Genomic DNA, 16,705 nt, shown 5'->3' with positions numbered 1-16,705 from the left:
CCTCGCTACCAAACGAAAGGTGGCGGCCACACGCGGGTTGGTAGACCGGTCGCACTAGAACCCGGCGCCCGCAAGGGAGCCCCGCGCATGACCACCATATAAAACACAGTCCCAAAAAATGACTGCATCAAGGTGGCGCAATGCGCCTAGAACGAAGACGGGCTACCAAACCCGATCACTGTTTTCCAGCGACCGGCCAACGATAAAACCCAACCCCAAGGCGCACAAGCCGGCGGATTCTGGCGTACCTGTAGGCAACGACGCAAGGTGGTGTAGCCCTCGCGAAGTAACGCCGGGTGTCTTTAAACACGCATCTGCATTTTGTAGGAGCGAGCCTGCTCGCGATGGACGTTAACGAATACGCGTGATGACTGGCTGAACGCAGCGCTCTTGAGCCCATCGCGAGCAAGCTCGCTCCTACAACAATCCCTCCTATCCCCCAAGGGATATATACACCGCAAAACCCCCATTGCTAGTTTGGCCCCGACGCACTGATTCATCACTGCAAGGGAGCCCGCCTCGTGAACAATACACCGCCAAGCGATATCGAATTCTGCAATGTGGTCAAACGCTATGGCGAGGTGCAGGCCGTCAGTGGTCTGGATTTTGCGGTGCGGCGTGGCTCGTTTCATTCCTTTCTCGGTGGTTCGGGCTGTGGCAAGACCACCACCCTGCGCATGATCGCCGGCTTCGAACAGCCCACCAGCGGCGAGGTGCGCCTGGCCGGTAAAAACGTGGCCGGCGTGCCGGCGTTCGAGCGGCCGGTGAACATGGTGTTCCAGCATTACGCGCTGTTCCCGCATTTGACCGTGGCGCAGAACATTGCCTATGGCCTGCGCTATCGCACGCCGCGCCCGGACAAGAAACAGCAACTGCGCATGGCCGATGAAGCGCTGGAGATGGTGCGCCTGAGCGGCTTCGGCCAGCGCAAGCCGAGTGAATTGTCCGGCGGCCAGCAACAGCGTGTCGCCCTCGCCCGCGCCCTGGTCAACAAGCCGACGGTGTTGCTGCTCGACGAGCCGCTGGCCGCACTGGACCGCAAGCTGCGCAAGGAGATGCAATCGGAGCTGCTGCGCCTGCAACGTGAAGTCGGCATCACTTTCGTGCTGGTCACCCACGACCAGGAGGAAGCCCTGTCGATGAGCGACAGCATCAGCGTGATGCACAACGGTTCGATCATCCAGACCGCCACCCCGGAACAACTCTACGAAGCCCCGGCCAGCCGCTACATGGCCGACTTTATCGGCGAGTCCAACCTGTTCGACGGCACCGTGCGCCAGCTCACCGGCAACTCCGTCGTCCTGCGCACCGAGCAAGGGTTGGAGCTGACCAGCCCGCTGACGCCTACCGGCAAAGGTCTGAGCGCCAATGCCGCCGGTTGCATCGCTGTGCGCCCGGAGTTGATCAGCATCGCCAGCGCCAACGCCGAAATGACCCGGCAAGTGAAGCTGCAAGGCTGCGTCGAGGACCGCATTTACCTGGGCAACTCCACCGAATACCGCGTGCGCACCCAGGCCTTCGGCGTGGTCTGCGTGCGGGTGCCGCGCCAGCAGGACCACGGCGCCAGTGCATTCGAACACGGCGCGCCAGTGCGCGTCGGCTGGGATCACGCCAATGGCCTGGCCATGGCGTTGTAAATCATCGATTCGTTTCATCAACCGGATGTGGAGCGTGCTATGGACCAGAAGACTTTTATAAAAACCCTGCGCAGCTGGCAGAACGGCTCGATCAGCCGCCGCGAGTTCCTTGGCCGCACGGGCCTGGGGATCGCCGCCGCGGTGGTCGCCACCAATATGCCCGGCCTGCTGACTTCCACCGCCGAGGCCGCCGAGCAAGGCAAACTCGGTGATCGCCTGGCGCTGGCGACCTGGCCGAACTACCACAGCCAGGAAAACCTCGACGCGTTCGGCAAGACCACCGGCGCCCGGGTGTCGATGAGCGTGTTCGGTTCCAACGAAGAAATGCTCGCCAAATTGCAGGCCGGTGGCAGTGGCTGGGACGTGCTGGTGCCAACCAACTACACCATCAGCACCTACGTCGGCCTGGGGCTGATCGAGCCGCTGGACCTGTCGCGCATTCCCAACTTCGACGCCTCGGCGTTCCAGCAGAAGTTCATGGCCCAGGGCACGGTGGACGGCAAGGTCTACGCGGTGCCGAAAAACTGGGGCACCACCGGCATGCTCTACGACAGCGGCAAACTGAAAAACGGCCCGACCAGTTGGAAGGAATTCTGGGCCGCCGCCCAAGGCCCGGCCAGCGGCCGGACGATGGTTCACGACTACCAGTTGACCGCCATCGGCAACGCCCTGAAAAGCTTCGGCTACAGCTTCAACTCCCTGGACCCGAAAGAATTGGCCGACGCGGAAAAACTGCTGATCGAGGTCAAGCCGCACCTGTTCGCGATCAACTCCGACATCCAGCCGTCGATGCGCAGCGGCGATGCCTGGCTGGCGATGTCGTGGACCGGCGACGCTTCGCAACTGCACCGCGACAACGCGCAAATGCAGTTCGAGCTGGGCAAGGAAGGTGGCGAGCTGTGGAGCGACTTTTTCGCGATTCCGAAAAGCTCGGAGCACAAGGACGCCGCCTACGCCTTCATCAACTACCTGCTCGACCCGCAGCACAACAAGCTGGAAGTGTTGAGCCATGGCTACCCGAGCGGCGACAAGCGTGTCGACGCGCTGCTGCCGGTGGCAATGCTCGACGATCCGATCATGTACCCGGCCGCCGAGGCCCTGAGCCCGCTGGAGTTCGGTGCCGCCGCGACGCTGACCAGCCCGGCGCGTGCCGAACTGATGGCGCGTTTCAAGTCCGCCTGATCGCTTGACCATGGCCAATGAGGAGTCACCCATGAATGCCGCCGCCCATCCGCAAACGGTGCAGCCGGGCCACGCCCTGTCGGTCGAGGTTCGCCAACGGCGCAGCCTCGGCCGACGCATCACCCTGCTGATGCTCTTGCCTTCGACCCTGTGGTTCCTGCTGCTGTTGTTGATGCCGCTGGTGATCATCCTGGTCTTCAGTTTCGGCGAGCGCAGCGCCGTGGGCGGTTACGCCGGTGGCTTCACCCTGGCCAACTACCTGAACCTCGGTTCTCGCGGCGCGGCGTTCAGTAATACGCTGATGCTGGCGCCGTTGGGCACCCTGGTGTGCCTGGTGGCGGCTTATCCATTGGCGTACTTCCTCGCGGTCAAGGTCACGAGGAGCCGCTCGCTGTTGCTGACCCTGGTGATCGTGCCGTTCTGGACCAGTTTCCTGATCCGCACCTATGCCTGGATTTTCATCCTCAGCGGCAAGGGCATTCCGGCGCTGCTGGCCAGCCTGGGACTTGAGGATGTGCGGCTGATCAACACGCCATGGGCGGTGCTGATCGGCATCGTCTACGGCTACCTGCCGCTGATGGTGTTCCCGATCTACGTCAGCCTGGAAAAACTCGACAAGCGCCTGCTCGAAGCCTCGGCGGACCTGGGCGCCAGTGCCTTCGAAAGCTTCCGCCGGATCACCCTGCCGCTGTCTGCGCCGGGGATCATCACCGGGGTGATGCTGGTGTTCATCCTGTTGATGGGCGAGTTCCTGATCCCGGCCATTCTCGGCGGCGGCAAGGTGTTCTTTGTCGGCAACGCGCTGGTCGACCTGTTCCTGCAATCGCGCAACTGGCCGTTCGGCAGTGCGCTGGCCATGACGCTGGTGGCGATGATGCTGCTGATCATCGGCGTGTATCTGAAACTGGTGGCGCGCTACGGCGGCCGCCCTGCCGACGGAGGCCTGTGACATGTGGCTGCGCAGCTATTCAACCTCGCTGTACCTGTTTCTCTACGCGCCGATTGCCTTGATCGTGCTGTTCAGCTTCAACGCCGGGCGCAGTGGCCTGGCGTTCCAGTGCTGCTCGGTGCAATGGTTCGGCACCGCGTTCGGCAACCCGTTCATCATGGAAGCCCTGGGCAACAGCGCGCTGATCGCCTTCAGTTCAGCAGTGATTGCCACGCTGTTCGGCACCCTGGCGGTGTTCGGCTTGCAGCGTTGCGGCAGTAAAGTGCGCATGCTGTTCGATGCGCTGACCTACTGCGCGATCATCGTGCCGGGCATTGTCATCGGCATCTCGACACTGATCGCCTTCATCAGCCTGTTCGACCTGATCAACCCGCTGCTGGCGAGTTGGTTGCCGACAGTGCCGAAGCTGAATATGGGCTTCTTTACGGTGATCGCCGCGCATTCGTTGTTCACCATGGCCCTGGTGATGGTGATCGTGCGCAGTCGCGTCGATTCACTGGACAAGGCCTTGCTGGAAGCCTCGGCGGACCTGTACGCGCCACCGATGGACACCTTCTGGCGGGTGACCCTGCCGCAGATCAGCCCGGCGATCATGGCTGGGTTCCTGCTGGCCTTCACCTTCAGCTTCGACGATTTCATCATCGCGTTCTTCGTCGCGGGCTCGGAAACGACGCTGCCGATCTACATCTTTTCCTCCATCCGCCGCGGCGTGACGCCAGAGATCAACGCGATTTCCACGGTGATCATCTGCGTGTCGCTGGCCCTGCTGTTCACTTCCCGCCATCTGCAAAACCGCCGTACCGGCGTCAAGGAGTCGCACCATGCGTGATCAGCTCTACATCAACGGCGAATGGGTCAGCCCGGACCTGGGCGGTTATCTGGACGTGATCGATCCGGCCACCGAACAGGTCTTCCACCGCGTGGCGGCAGGCACTGAAGAGGATGTCGACCATGCCGTGCGTGCGGCCCGTCGCGCCTTCGACAATGGCTGGGGCCAGACCAGCGGCGCCGAGCGTACACAGTGGCTGGAAGCCTTGGCCGATGAACTGGAAAGTGGCCAGCGGGCGCTGGCGGAACTTGAAGTGCGCGACAACGGCAAGCCCCTGCCCGAAGCGCAGTGGGACATTGGTGATGCCATAGGTTGCTTCCGTTACTACGCCGGTTTGGCCCGCGAACTGGATCAGCAACAGGATCAGCCGCTGGCCCTGCCGGATGAGCGTTTTCGCTGCCGCATCCGCCACGAGCCGATTGGCGTGGCCGGGCAGATCATTCCCTGGAACTACCCGCTGCTGATGGCCGCGTGGAAAGTCGCGCCAGCCTTGGCCGCCGGGGCCACGGTGGTGTTGAAACCGTCCGAGCTGACGCCGCTGACCGCCCTGGAACTGGCCGCCGCCGCCGACCGCATCGGCTTGCCCGCCGGGGTGTTGAACGTGGTCACCGGCCTCGGCGCCGACGCCGGCAGCCCGCTCACCGAACATCCGGGGGTGGACAAACTGGCCTTCACCGGCAGCGTGCCCACCGGGGCGAAAATCATGTCGGCGGCGGCGCGGGACATCAAGAACATCAGCCTGGAACTGGGGGGCAAGTCTGCCTTCATCGTGTTTGATGACGCCGATGTCGAAGCCGCTGTGGAGTGGATTCTGTTCGGGATATTCTGGAACCAGGGTCAGGTGTGCAGCGCCACGTCACGCCTGCTGGTGCAGGAAAGCATCGCCCCACGCCTGATCGAACGTCTGGTCGAAGAAACCCGCAAGATCAGCATTGGCCCGGGCATGCAGCCCGGTGTACTGCTGGGGCCGCTGGTCAGCCAGGGCCAGTACGACAAGGTACTCGGTTTCATCGACCAGGGCTTGGCCAGCGGCGCCCGTTTGCTCACCGGCGGACGGCGACCGGCGCATCTGGCCGAAGGGTATTTCATCGAGCCGGCGATCTTCGATGAGCCGGGGCACAGCAGCATTCTGTGGCGCGAAGAAGTGTTCGGCCCGGTGCTGTGCATCAAGCGTTTCAAGACCGAAGAGCAAGCGCTGCAAATGGCCAACGCCAGCCGCTTTGGCCTGGCCGCCGCCGTGATGAGCGCGGACTTGCAGCGCACCGCCCGGGTCGCCAACCAGCTGCGCGCCGGGATCGTCTGGGTCAACTGCTCGCAACCGACCTTCGTCGAAGCGCCCTGGGGCGGGATGAAACACAGCGGCATTGGCCGGGAACTGGGGCAATGGGGGCTGCACAATTATCTTGAGGTCAAGCAGGTGACCGAGTACGTCAGCGACCAGCCGTGGGGGTGGTATTTGAAGTAAACGGGTCAACTGTGGGAGCGAGCCTGCTCGCGAAAGCGCTGGGTCGGCCAACATCTCTGTTGAATGTGCCGGCCTCTTCGCGGGCAAGCCCGCTCCCACAGGGATTGTGGCCGGCCGCGGGATTGGCGTTCACAGAAGATCAGAATTGTGGGAGCGGGCTTGCTCCGGGCGGCGATCCGACGAAAGCGGTGGGTCGGCCAATATCTCTGTTGAATGTGCCGGCCTCTTCGCGAGCAAGCCCGCTCCCACAGGGGTTGTGGTCGGCCGCGGGATTGGCGTTCACAGAAGATCAGAATTGTGGGAGCGGGCTTGCTCCGGGCGGCGATCCGACGAAAGCGGTGGGTCTGCCAATATCTCGGTTGGATGTGCCGCCCTCTTCGCGGGCAAGCCCGCTCCCACAGGGATTGTGGCCGGCCGCGGGATTGGCGTTCACAGAAGATCAGAATTGTGGGAGCGGGCTTGCTCGCGAAAGCGGTGGGTCGGCCAATATCTCTGTTGAATGTGCCGGCCTCTACGCGGGCAAGCCCGCTCCCACAGGGATTGTGGCCAGCCGCAGAATTGGTGGTCACTGAAGATCAAAATTGTGGGAGCGAGCTTGCTCGCGATAGCGCTGGGTCAGGCAATATCTCTGTTGAATGTGCCGGCCTCTTCGCGAGCAGGCTCGCTCCCACAGGGATTGTGGCCAGCCGCAGGATTGGTGGTCACTGCAGATCAAATCTGTGGGAGCGAGCTTGCTCGCGATAGCGCTGGGTCAGTCAATACCTCTGTTGGATGTGCCGGCCTCTTCGCGAGCAAGCCCGCTCCCACAGGGTTTGTGGCCAGCCGTAAGATTGGCATTCACTGAAGATCAAACTGTGGGAGCAGGCTTGTGACAACGGGTTATCAACGCGTAACTTGAATGACCTGCCCTTCAAGACACGCCGGAGTTGATCCATGCGCATCGCTTTGCTGTCCGACATGCACCTGTCCGTCAACGCGATCCCTTTTCCCGCTGTGGAGGCCGATATCGTCGTGCTCGCCGGGGACATCGCCCGGCCGGCCAAGGCCATCGAGTGGGCCAGAGCCTGCCCGGCTCCTCTGTTGTATGTGGCGGGCAATCACGAGTTTTATGGCAGTGACCTGGTCTCCACCTACGAGCAATTGAACAGCTTGTCGCAAGGTACACAGATCCACGTACTGGAACGTTCGGAGTACGTCCACGACGGCGTGCGCTTTCTCGGCTGTACCTTGTGGTCCGACTATCGCCTTCTCGACAGCCCGGATGATCGGGCGCTGGGCATCGATCTGGCGACCCAGTTGATCCGTGACTTCAGCCACATCAGGATCGCCCCCGACTTTCCGGACCTGTTCACACCGGCCATTTCCCAGCTGGTGTTTCTGCAGACGGTCGCCTGGCTGGAAGACTGCTTCAGCCGCGACAGCAGCACGCCCACGGTGGTGGTCTCGCATTTCGCCCCGACGCGGTCGAGCATCAGCCCGACCTTTGCCGGTTCGCCGATCAACTCAAGCTTTGTCTCGGACCTCGAAGCGCGGATCAAGGACTGGCAGCCGGCACTGTGGCTGCATGGCCATACCCACGGCAGCTTTGATTATCGGGTGGGCAACACCCGGGTGGTCTGCAACCCCCGGGGCTATGCCAAGAATGGCATCAATGAAAATCCTGATTTCGATGATGCCTTCGTGATCGATCTGGATTTCTGAGGTAACTCTCGGGTCAGCAGCACCGCGTATTGCACTTGCCCCGACCAAAACGCGCTTCCTGGCGTTCACGGAAAAACATCTCATAACTCATGACCGGCTCGCCCGGATGGTTGCGGGCCATTTGCGCCACGTAGTTGTCGTACTCGGGAACACCCACTATCAATCGGGCGCTCTGGCTGAACAATCTGGCGACCTGCTGCAGTTTGCGGAACATGGCTGATCTCTCTGTGAGTGTGGGACCTGGCCCCATGAAACCGCGCTGATGTATCGGCAATGTGTCCACATCGGGTGCTTTTGTATGTTCAAGTATCCGGCGGCGCGCCCAATGGAACGCCCATGACCCGCTACACTTTCCTCGCTCCGCCGCTGCACCAAAGCGGCCAAGACCCCTGACTTCTGATCTGGAGGTATCCCATGAGCGACAGCAGCGAACTCACCACCTTTACCGGCTGGGCCGCCACGGCAGCGGGCGCGCCACTGGAACGCTACAGCTACGATCCCGGTCCGTTGGGCAACGATGAGGTGGAAGTCGCCGTGGAATATTGCGGCGTCTGCCACTCCGACCAGTCGCTGATCGACAACGATTGGGGCATCAGTCGCTACCCGTTCATCCCCGGCCATGAGGTGGTCGGCCGTATCGTGCGGATGGGCGACCAGGTGCGCGGCCTGGAAATGGGGCAACGGGTGGGCATCGGCTGGTACAAGGGCAGTTGCATGCATTGCACCTCGTGCATCGAAGGCTCACATAACCTGTGTCGCACCGTGCAACCGACCATCATCGGCAGCAACGGCGGCTTTGCCGACCGCATTCGCTCGCACTGGGCCTGGGCCCTGCCGATCCCGGCCGGGCTCGATCCGGCGATGGCCGGGCCGTTGTTCTGTGCAGGTTCCACCGTGTTCAACCCGCTGCTGGAGTTCGGCATCAAGCCCACTGACCGGGTCGGCGTGGTGGGCATCGGCGGCCTCGGTCACCTGGCGCTGCGCTTCCTCAACGCATGGGGCTGCGAAGTCACGGCGTTCACCTCATCGCTGAGCAAGCAGGACGAAGCCAAGCGCCTGGGCGCACACAAGGTGGTCGCCTCGACCGATACCGATGCGCTCAATGCCATTGCCGGCACCCTGGATTTTCTCCTGGTCACCGCCAACGCCAACCTCGACTGGAGCGCCATGCTCGCCACCCTGCGCGGCAAGGGTCGCCTGCACTTTGTCGGCGTCGTGCCCGATGCCATCCCCATGCACGTGTTCGAGCTGATTCCCCAGCAAAAAACCATGTCCGCCTCACCGGTCGGCTCGCCCGCCAACACCGCGACCATGCTGGAGTTCTGCGCACGCCACCAGATTGTGCCGCAGGTCGAGATGTTTCCCATGAGCCGGATCAACGAGGCCATCGATCATTTGCGCAGTGGCAAGGCGCGCTATCGCGTGGTGCTGGACGCCAGTCAGTGACAGGCGACGAATGAAGAGAAAGGGCCGCTTGTTCAAGCGGCCCTTTTTTTGCCCTCAGGGATTGGCCACTTGTAGCGGCTCTGCCGGCATATGCGGGTCATTCCAGGTGAACCGATAGGCTTTGCCGACCTCTTGCGGCAGGCATTTGCCGTTGTCGGCATCCGCGCCGACGATCGACCAGTTCGCCCGGGCGTTTTCCCCCAGTTCACGGGCCGCTTCGGGTTTGAAGCACTGGTTGAGTACGTCATCAGGCACCAAAGCGTAGGCCTTGGGATGCTCGCGCAGGTACAGCGCGGCCTTTTCGATGGTCGAATTGTCCATGCCGAAATGCACGATCGGTTGCCGGGCGAACAACCAGTGCCCCTCCTCCCAGTTGACCAGCACCAGATCGGCGCCCTGGGTCAGGGTCGCCGCCTGGGTCATGAGCACCTGATCAACGTTGGTGCCATCCTTGAGCGGTTCGATGAAACCACGGGTGAACCACAACGCGAACCAGGTCGCCACCAGTGCCGGGAACACCCGACGCAAACGCGGGTGGCGTTTGAACCAGCGCTTGAGCAGCCACGGGATCAACGGCGCGGCGACCAGCACCAGCCCAGGCAGCGCCGGGTAGATGTACAACTTGCGCTTGCCCGTGCTGATGCAGAAAAACAGCACCACCAGCAGCACCCAACCGAGCAATACCAACACCCGGCCATCGCGTTTTTGCAACTGACGGCGCCAGGCCGGCACCAGCCATGGCAGTACCAGCACCAACGGCAGCCAGTACTGCGGAATCACCTTGGTGAAGAAATACCAGAACGGTTCGCGGTGATGCCACGCGGCGGCATAGCGGCCGGCGGTCTGGCGCAGGAGGATCTCCCGCGCATAGGCAATTTCGTCTGCGCTGCCATTGAAGAGAATGGACAAGGCCAGGGGCAGCAGCCAGATCGCAATCGCCGCGAGCATCACTGCAAACCCGAGCAGCCACTTGCGCGCCTCGCCGGGCATCGTCACCACACCGGGCCAGCCTTTGCGCACCCCATAGGCGTATGGAATCAGCAACAGCGCCGGCAGGAAACCCACGCCTTTGGTGATCACGCCAATGCCCATGGCCGCGCAACCCGCGTAGAACCAGCGCCACGCAGGTCCCAGCAGCAGGTGCCGCGCCAGACCGTACAGGCCCAGGGAGGTGAACAGGATCAGAAAGCTGTCGATCTGCCCGGTGCGCAGGATGCTGTAGGTCTGGTAGGTCGCCAGGTACAGCAGCGCGGCGTTGCGCCCAGTACGCTGGGTCCACAGGCGCCGGCCCAGGTCATAGACCATCGCCGTGACCGTCACCGCCGAAAACAGTCCCGGGATATAAAGGGCGATGTTGGGTTTGCCGGTCAGCCAGGTGAAAAACGCCACCGTCCACATGAAAATCGGCGGCTTGTCGCCGTAGATCTCGGCGGCCCGATGCGGGATCAGCCAGGAACCGTTCTGCAGCATCTCCAGTGCGACACCGAGGAAACGCTCTTCGTCCACATTCTGCGCCTGACGCAGGCCCATTCCCGCGCCGATCAGCAACAGGGCGAGCAGCATCAGGCCCAGGCACTCGACCCTGGGCGACAACGATCTACGCATTGCTTATTCCTTTACGCTTCTGCTTTTGGCAATCAATTGCAGGTTGCGAAAATAGACGAGGGAGCCAAACGCCTGGCCGACGATGAACACCGGGTCCTGGCGGTAAATGGCGTAGGCGAGCAACAAGATGCTGCCGACGATGCTCAGGTACCAGAAGTTGGTCGGGATCACGCTGCGTTTCTTGTACTCGCTGTACAACCACTGCAAGACAAACCGCCCGGTAAAGGCCGCCTGCCCGGCAAAGCCGACCAGCAACCACAGGGTTTCACGGGTCAGAATCATCCTTCGAGCTCCTGGGCCTGGGTATTCAGGCGCGTGCGTTTGATCAGCCACCAGACACCGATCAGGTCAAGAATGCCGACGAGCGCGCGGTCGAGGTTGCCGTATTTCGACACCCCGGCCGTGCGCGGCCGGTGGTTGACCGGGTGCACGATCATGCGCCCGTTATGACGTTGGATCAGCGCCGGAATGTAGCGATGCATGTGGTCGAAGTACGGCAGGCGCAGGAACGCCGCGCGCTCGATCAGCTTCAGGCCGCAACCGGTGTCCGGGGTGGCGTCCTTGAGCAGGCGGCGGCGCAGGTTGTTGGCGAACCGCGAGGCGTAGCGTTTGCTCGCGGTGTCACGGCGATTGACCCGATGCCCGGCCACCAGTTGCACATCGACCTTGCCCGGTTCGCCGCGCACCAGCGCGAGCATGCCGGGAATGTCCGCCGGATCGTTCTGACCGTCGCCATCGAGGGTCGCCAGCCACTGCCCGCGAGCCTCACGGGCCGCGTGGTACAGCGAGGTGCTCTGCCCCAGCGACCGCTCGTGATGCAGGATGCGCAAGGTGTGCAAGCCGTTTTGGCGAATCTGCCGCAGCTCATGCAGGGTCCCATCGGTGCTGCCGTCGTCGACCACGATGATTTCGTAAGCCTCATCGGCCAGCGCCACGCGGATTTCCTCAAGCAATGGCTTGAGGTTGTTTGATTCGTTCTTGGCGGGAATCAGTACGGATACAAAAATGTCTTGGCTCATGGGGTCTCTCTCGCCCTGTTTGATTTTTCGAGATCAGCGGCGAACGCTTCAAATCCGGTAGAACTGCCGATACCACTTCACAAATGCTCTTACGCCGGTTTCCAGCGTCACCTGCGGGCTGAAACCCACCCACTCGGCCAGTGCCGAGACATCGGCCCAGGTCTTGACCACGTCACCGGCCTGCATCGGCAGGTAGTTGCGCCGGGCCTGCAGGTCCAGGGCTGACTCCAGGCACTCGACGAAATCCAGCAACGCCACCGGCATGCCGCGACCGATGTTGAAGAGCCGGTTGACCCCGGCGACAGAGCCCTCCACCACCGGAGGCCTTGGGCGCAGTCGGGCGATCCCTTCGACAATGTCGTCGACATAGGTGAAGTCGCGGGACATCTGCCCTTGGTTGTAAATGTCGATGGGCAGGCCTTTGAGGATGGCGTCGGTGAACTTGAACAGCGCCATGTCCGGGCGACCCCAGGGGCCATAGACGGTAAAAAAGCGCAGGCCACTGGCTTTCAGGCCATACAAATGGCAGTAACTTTCAGCCAGCAGTTCATTCGCGCGCTTGCTGGCGGCGTACAGCGAGACGGGATGTTCAACAGGGTCCTCGACACTGAACGGCATCTTGCTGTTGGCGCCGTACACCGAGCTGCTCGAGGCGTAGATCAGGTGCTCGGGGCGATGGTGCCGACAGGCTTCCAGCACATTGAGGAAACCCACCAGGTTCGATTGCCCATAGACATCCGGGTTGTCCAGCGAGTAGCGCACCCCGGCCTGGGCAGCCAGGTGCACCACCTCGGTAAAAGCGTGCTCCTGAAACAGGCTCATCAGGGCCGGTTTGTCGACGATGTCCATTTTCCGGAAACGAAAACCCGGCAAAGTCTCCAGCACCTTGAGGCGTGCGTGCTTGAGTTCCACGTCGTAGTAGTCGTTGAGGTTGTCGATACCGACGACCTCCTGACCCTCGCGGCACAAGCGCTGGACCGTATGAAAGCCGATGAAACCGGCCGCACCGGTGACCAGGACGGTCATGGGAAACGCGCCAGCGACTGCGTCGCAATCGACGCGAGGTTACTGATCCGGACCCTCGTCAACTTCATGTGTAGTCCCTGCTTATGGCGTCATTCGCGCACGGTTGCGTTATGAAGCTTATAAAACAGACACATTTCAGTTTGGATAACGCCTCGCGCTACCTCGGAAAAATAAAATATCTGGCCGAAAACACCGCGGCTATCTGGCCGATCCGCCATGGGGTTTGTAAAACCGGAACAAGCCGATATCCACGGTCCAGATGTATTGCCTGGCCCAATCCGGCTTGACGGTACGATCATGGAAATACAGGGCACCCTGGGTACGATCCGGCAGTTCCTTGTTCAGGGCCTTGCGCGCGATTTCCTTGGCCATCGTGTAAGGCACCTCTTCCTGGACCGAATCGGATTTGCCGTCACACCACCAGGAAAACTCGCAGCTCTTGGTCTCAGAACCCTGCTTGACCACTTTGCACACCGTGTCCGGAAAGCCCTCGTGGCCCAGGCGATTCATGACCACATTGGCCACCGCCTCCATGTCGGCGGCGTCCTTGCCCCTGGCTTCCCAGTAAATGGACCGGGCCAGGCACGTGATCGCATCGTCCAGCGGCGCGGCGCCGGCCGGGTCAACGGCCTGGACTTCGGACGGGGTAATGGCTTCGGCCTTGGGCGCCGGTGCGGGGCTTTTATTCTCAGCGGCTTTCTGTTCCAGCACCTCGGCCTTGTTCTCGGCCGCTTGCTGTTTTTGCGCTTGATCCGCAGCGGACACCGGGCCGCCAAGCAACGTCAGGGCGAGGCAAGTGGCGATCCAGTCGAAGCGCATGGTCGGTGTCACTCGGTGAGTGGTTCAATTGAGTCTAGTAGTGAAATGATTTCGCCCACCCCACTACACTCTGGATAAATCCGTTGTCTTAGCTGGGCCAACTTCGCGCATCATGGGCGCAATCTGCTCAAGGGGGATTTTCATGGGTTTCATTTCATCCGCAATGCGTTTGGCCGGTGTGTCACTGGGCCTGGTATTCGCCGCCAACGCCGTGGCAGCCGACGAAGCGCAATTGGTCGAATCGATCAACGTCTATCGCAGCCAACTGCAGCGCTGCGCCGGCCAGGTTTCATCGGAACTTCCGCCGCTGTCGGCCGACCCGCGCCTGGTACTGACCGCCCCGAGCATCGGTAATCTGCAGCAGGCCATGGCCACTGCCGGTTATCCCATGAAGAATGTGCAGGCCATCAGCCTGTCCGGGCCTCGCGATGCGGCCGCGGCGATGAAGGCGATCCAGGAGAGCTTTTGCCAGATCGTCCTCGACCCGCAATTCGTCGATGTCGGCGTCAGCCGCCAGGATAATCAGTGGCGCATCGTCCTGGCGCGACCACTGCTGAGTTCACGCTTGGGCGACTGGCAGACCGAGGGCCAGAAGCTGCTCATCGAACTCAACGCCGCACGGGCCAAGCCGCGTCAATGCGGCACCCAGTCTTTCAATGCGACCGCGCCGCTGGCCTGGAACGCCACGCTGGCCACCGCCGCCGAAACCCACTCGCGCTCCATGGCCAACAACAACTTCTTCGACCACAAGGACCGCGACGGCCGCACTCCGGGTGACCGCGCGGAACTGGCAGGCTACAACTTCCAGCAGATCGGCGAAAACATCGCCGCCGGGCAGGACAGCGTACGCAAGGTGGTCGAAGGCTGGCTGGTCAGCCCCGGCCACTGCGCCAACCTGATGAACCCGCAGTTCCGCGAACTGGGCGCGGCGTATGCGACCGATCCGAAGAGCGATGCGGGGATTTACTGGACGGCGATGTTTGGAGCTCAGTAAAGACAAGACTCTGTGCCCTTTAAGAAAACTTTTGCGGCGAGACTGAAGTCCTTGGCGCACAGAGTGTGTCGTGGGTGGACTGTGCAGCCGATGGTGTACATATCCGTTTCTTTGGTAACGGCCACTAACGGTTCCGCTTTTACAGCGGGTCACTTTGAAAAGCGGAGCGCCGCCCGGCGCAAAGTAACCAAACGCTTTTGCCCCTGACGTACGGTGCCTCGCCTAGGCTCGGCATACCCTCGCTCCGGTCCTGCTCCGTGGGCCCGCCGCGATCGGCCATCCATGGCCGTACGCGGCTAACCCGGCATCCATGCCGGGTTGCCCACTGCGCAGAACCTGCGCTCGGCCTTCCGACGGGGCAGATCAAGATCAAAAGCGAGAGCTACTTCGTACCTGTAGGAGCGATGCTTGCTCGCGAAAAACGCCTGAACAACGCGATCATTCAGACAGCACGCGTTATCGTTGACGTCCATCGCGAGCAAGCTTCGCTCCTACAGGGAAACGAGTTCATCTGCGATCAGGTCGGCTGTAAGGCCGCCTCGCTTTTGCTGTTGCGGTGCACGCCCCCTCGAGAGGCCGAGAGGAGGTTCTGCGCAGTGGGCAACCCGGCATGGATGCCGGGTTAGCCGCCGCCGGCCATGGATGGCCGATGGCGGCGGGCCCACGGAGCAGGACCGGAGCGAGGGCATGCCGAGCCTTGGCGAGGCACCGAACGTAAGGGGCAAGAGCCCTTGGTTACTTGGGGCTCTTCCAAGTGACCCGCCGTAAGGGCGGAACCGTTAGTGGCCATTACCGCAAAAATGGATATTCACCCAATCCAATCCATACATACGCCTCAAAGTGAACTGGAACCCTCTAATGACTTGCCATCAATGGCTACTCATCCCGGCCGCATGCATCAACATCCGCAACGCCCCCGCCACCACACCCAACGCAACCACACTGCCCAGCCAGATCAACACCAGCCATCCAAAGCGCTTGTACCAAGGCGCCGGTGCTGGTTCACGGGAATCAATGGTAGCCATCGCCAATCCTCACTTTGCCGCGGAACACGTAGTAGCTCCAGACCGTGTACATCAGGATGATCGGCAGGATGAACAGCGCGCCGATCAGGATGAACAACTGGCTGGTCGGCGGTGACGCCGCTGCCCACAGGCTGATCGACGGCGGCACGATGTTCGGCCAGATGCTGAACGCCAGGCCGATGTAGCCCAGGAACACCAGCATCAGGGTGAAGGCGAACGGCCAATGGGTGTGGCGCTGGCGCAGGGTCTTGAGCAAGCCGAACATCGCCAGCAAGGCCAACACCGCCAGGCCACCGAACACCGCCAGGTGCGCATGGGCAAACCAGCGGGTGGCGATGTCCGGATGCAGGATCGGCGTCCACACGCAGATCACGCCGATCACCGCCAACAGCAGCCAGGCCAGGGGCCGGGTGAACAGGCGCATGCGCGATTCGAGCATGCCTTCGGTCTTGACCAGCAACCAGGTGCTGCCGAGCAATGCATAAGCGACGATCAGACCGACTCCGCAGAACAGCGGAAACGGTGCCAGCCAGTCCAGCGAACCACCGGCGAACTGGCGGTCGACCACCGGGATGCCGGCGATGTAGGCACCGATCACCACGCCCTGGGAGAAGGTCGCCAGCAGCGAACCGCCGATGAACGCCATGTCCCAGACATGACGTTTTTCAGGGCTGGCCTTGAAGCGAAACTCGAACGCCACACCGCGAAAGATCAAGCCGCACAACATCAGGATCAGCGGCAGGTACAACGCTTCCAGAATCACCGAATAGGCCAGCGGGAACGCGCCATACAGCGCCGCGCCACCCAGCACCAGCCAGGTCTCGTTGCCGTCCCAGACCGGTGCCACGGTGTTCATCATCACATCGCGTTCCTTCGCATCCGGGATCAGCGGAAACAGAATGCCCAACCCCAGGTCGAAGCCGTCCATGATCACGTACATCATCACGCCGAAGGCGATGATCACGCCCCAGATCAGCGATAAATCGATACCTTGAATACCCATGACTC

The 16,705-nt window shown here is 61.9% G+C and carries 16 protein-coding genes; 8 read left to right on the top strand and 8 right to left on the bottom strand.

From position 1 onward, the window contains the following. The first annotated feature begins 521 nt into the window (after window positions 1-521). The 6 genes from KGB28_RS16040 (at window position 522) to KGB28_RS16015 (ending at window position 7,763) form a co-directional block, all read left to right on the top strand. Entirely contained in the window at window positions 522-1,637 is a 1,116-nt protein-coding gene (locus tag KGB28_RS16040; RefSeq protein ID WP_223446529.1) for an ABC transporter ATP-binding protein, read from the top strand. A gap of 39 nt (window positions 1,638-1,676) precedes the next feature. Next, a complete protein-coding gene (locus KGB28_RS16035; RefSeq protein WP_223446527.1) occupies window positions 1,677-2,819 on the top strand; it encodes a PotD/PotF family extracellular solute-binding protein in 1,143 nt (380 codons plus the stop codon). A 31-nt stretch (window positions 2,820-2,850) separates the two neighbouring features. Then, window positions 2,851-3,768 (top strand): ABC transporter permease, encoded by a 918-nt coding sequence (locus tag KGB28_RS16030; RefSeq protein ID WP_223446525.1) that lies wholly within the window; start codon window positions 2,851-2,853, stop codon window positions 3,766-3,768. Between the two features lies 1 nt (window position 3,769). Further along, window positions 3,770-4,597 carry an ABC transporter permease gene (locus KGB28_RS16025; RefSeq protein ID WP_223446523.1) on the top strand — a complete coding sequence of 276 codons (828 nt, stop codon included), beginning with the start codon at window positions 3,770-3,772 and terminating at the stop codon, window positions 4,595-4,597. Further along, window positions 4,590-6,062, top strand: a complete 1,473-nt coding sequence (locus KGB28_RS16020; protein WP_223446521.1) for an aldehyde dehydrogenase family protein — start codon at window positions 4,590-4,592, stop codon at window positions 6,060-6,062. Before KGB28_RS16025 ends, KGB28_RS16020 begins: the two co-directional genes overlap by 8 nt. A 933-nt stretch (window positions 6,063-6,995) precedes the next feature. Beyond that, window positions 6,996-7,763 (top strand): metallophosphoesterase, encoded by a 768-nt coding sequence (locus KGB28_RS16015; RefSeq protein ID WP_223446519.1) that lies wholly within the window; start codon window positions 6,996-6,998, stop codon window positions 7,761-7,763. 13 nt (window positions 7,764-7,776) lie between these two features. On the opposite strand, the gene KGB28_RS16010 is transcribed toward KGB28_RS16015, so the two are convergent. Then, window positions 7,777-7,977, bottom strand: coding sequence for a YbdD/YjiX family protein (locus KGB28_RS16010; RefSeq protein ID WP_223446517.1), 201 nt, complete (start codon window positions 7,975-7,977; stop codon window positions 7,777-7,779). Between the two features lie 200 nt (window positions 7,978-8,177). Here KGB28_RS16010 and ahr point away from each other — a divergent pair, with 200 nt between their 5' ends. Continuing rightward, window positions 8,178-9,209, top strand: coding sequence for an NADPH-dependent aldehyde reductase Ahr (ahr, locus tag KGB28_RS16005; protein WP_223446515.1), 1,032 nt, complete (start codon window positions 8,178-8,180; stop codon window positions 9,207-9,209). A 54-nt stretch (window positions 9,210-9,263) separates the two neighbouring features. Here ahr and KGB28_RS16000 read toward each other — a convergent pair whose 3' ends face one another. The 5 genes from KGB28_RS16000 to KGB28_RS15980 form a co-directional block, all read right to left on the bottom strand. Further along, window positions 9,264-10,814 (bottom strand): ArnT family glycosyltransferase, encoded by a 1,551-nt coding sequence (locus KGB28_RS16000; protein ID WP_223446513.1) that lies wholly within the window; start codon window positions 10,812-10,814, stop codon window positions 9,264-9,266. Between the two features lie 3 nt (window positions 10,815-10,817). Next, a complete protein-coding gene (locus KGB28_RS15995; protein ID WP_223446511.1) occupies window positions 10,818-11,096 on the bottom strand; it encodes a lipid-A-disaccharide synthase N-terminal domain-containing protein in 279 nt (92 codons plus the stop codon). After that, the gene (locus tag KGB28_RS15990) at window positions 11,093-11,833 is read right to left on the bottom strand and encodes a glycosyltransferase family 2 protein (RefSeq protein ID WP_223446509.1); all 741 of its coding nucleotides are present in this window, start codon (window positions 11,831-11,833) and stop codon (window positions 11,093-11,095) included. Before KGB28_RS15990 ends, KGB28_RS15995 begins: the two co-directional genes overlap by 4 nt. A 48-nt stretch (window positions 11,834-11,881) precedes the next feature. Next, window positions 11,882-12,859 carry an NAD-dependent epimerase gene (locus KGB28_RS15985; protein WP_223446508.1) on the bottom strand — a complete coding sequence of 326 codons (978 nt, stop codon included), beginning with the start codon at window positions 12,857-12,859 and terminating at the stop codon, window positions 11,882-11,884. Window positions 12,860-13,057: 198 nt separating this feature from the next. After that, window positions 13,058-13,678, bottom strand: a complete 621-nt coding sequence (locus tag KGB28_RS15980; protein WP_223446506.1) for a cell wall hydrolase — start codon at window positions 13,676-13,678, stop codon at window positions 13,058-13,060. 142 nt (window positions 13,679-13,820) lie between these two features. Between KGB28_RS15980 and KGB28_RS15975 the strand changes: the two genes are divergently transcribed. Beyond that, window positions 13,821-14,672: a CAP domain-containing protein gene (locus KGB28_RS15975; RefSeq protein ID WP_223446503.1), complete on the top strand. Its 852-nt coding sequence runs from the start codon at window positions 13,821-13,823 to the stop codon at window positions 14,670-14,672. 869 nt (window positions 14,673-15,541) lie between these two features. Here the strand turns inward: KGB28_RS15975 and KGB28_RS15970 are convergent. Then, entirely contained in the window at window positions 15,542-15,697 is a 156-nt protein-coding gene (locus KGB28_RS15970; protein ID WP_223446501.1) for a DUF2474 domain-containing protein, read from the bottom strand. Then, window positions 15,684-16,700 carry a cytochrome d ubiquinol oxidase subunit II gene (cydB, locus tag KGB28_RS15965; RefSeq protein ID WP_223446499.1) on the bottom strand — a complete coding sequence of 339 codons (1,017 nt, stop codon included), beginning with the start codon at window positions 16,698-16,700 and terminating at the stop codon, window positions 15,684-15,686. The genes KGB28_RS15970 and cydB overlap by 14 nt, the downstream gene beginning before the upstream one ends. Between the last annotated feature and the right edge of the window lie 5 nt (window positions 16,701-16,705).

The organism is Pseudomonas sp. BF-R-19, from assembly GCF_019956445.1.
GTDB lineage: Bacteria > Pseudomonadota > Gammaproteobacteria > Pseudomonadales > Pseudomonadaceae > Aquipseudomonas > Aquipseudomonas fluorescens_BH.
The sequence above is the reverse complement of the archived record's forward strand: the minus strand, read 5'-3'. Positions and strand labels throughout refer to the sequence as shown.

Coding starts and splice junctions, on each gene's coding strand:
- KGB28_RS16035 (WP_223446527.1), top strand. CDS start 1,677: ATGGACCAGAAGACTTTTATAAAAACCCTGCGCAGCTGGCAGAACGGC.
- KGB28_RS16030 (WP_223446525.1), top strand. CDS start 2,851: ATGAATGCCGCCGCCCATCCGCAAACGGTGCAGCCGGGCCACGCCCTG.
- KGB28_RS16025 (WP_223446523.1), top strand. CDS start 3,770: ATGTGGCTGCGCAGCTATTCAACCTCGCTGTACCTGTTTCTCTACGCG.
- KGB28_RS16020 (WP_223446521.1), top strand. CDS start 4,590: ATGCGTGATCAGCTCTACATCAACGGCGAATGGGTCAGCCCGGACCTG.
- KGB28_RS16015 (WP_223446519.1), top strand. CDS start 6,996: ATGCGCATCGCTTTGCTGTCCGACATGCACCTGTCCGTCAACGCGATC.
- KGB28_RS16010 (WP_223446517.1), bottom strand. CDS start 7,977: ATGTTCCGCAAACTGCAGCAGGTCGCCAGATTGTTCAGCCAGAGCGCC.
- ahr (WP_223446515.1), top strand. CDS start 8,178: ATGAGCGACAGCAGCGAACTCACCACCTTTACCGGCTGGGCCGCCACG.
- KGB28_RS16000 (WP_223446513.1), bottom strand. CDS start 10,814: ATGCGTAGATCGTTGTCGCCCAGGGTCGAGTGCCTGGGCCTGATGCTG.
- KGB28_RS15995 (WP_223446511.1), bottom strand. CDS start 11,096: ATGATTCTGACCCGTGAAACCCTGTGGTTGCTGGTCGGCTTTGCCGGG.
- KGB28_RS15990 (WP_223446509.1), bottom strand. CDS start 11,833: ATGAGCCAAGACATTTTTGTATCCGTACTGATTCCCGCCAAGAACGAA.
- KGB28_RS15985 (WP_223446508.1), bottom strand. CDS start 12,859: ATGACCGTCCTGGTCACCGGTGCGGCCGGTTTCATCGGCTTTCATACG.
- KGB28_RS15980 (WP_223446506.1), bottom strand. CDS start 13,678: ATGCGCTTCGACTGGATCGCCACTTGCCTCGCCCTGACGTTGCTTGGC.
- KGB28_RS15975 (WP_223446503.1), top strand. CDS start 13,821: ATGGGTTTCATTTCATCCGCAATGCGTTTGGCCGGTGTGTCACTGGGC.
- KGB28_RS15970 (WP_223446501.1), bottom strand. CDS start 15,697: ATGGCTACCATTGATTCCCGTGAACCAGCACCGGCGCCTTGGTACAAG.
- cydB (WP_223446499.1), bottom strand. CDS start 16,700: ATGGGTATTCAAGGTATCGATTTATCGCTGATCTGGGGCGTGATCATC.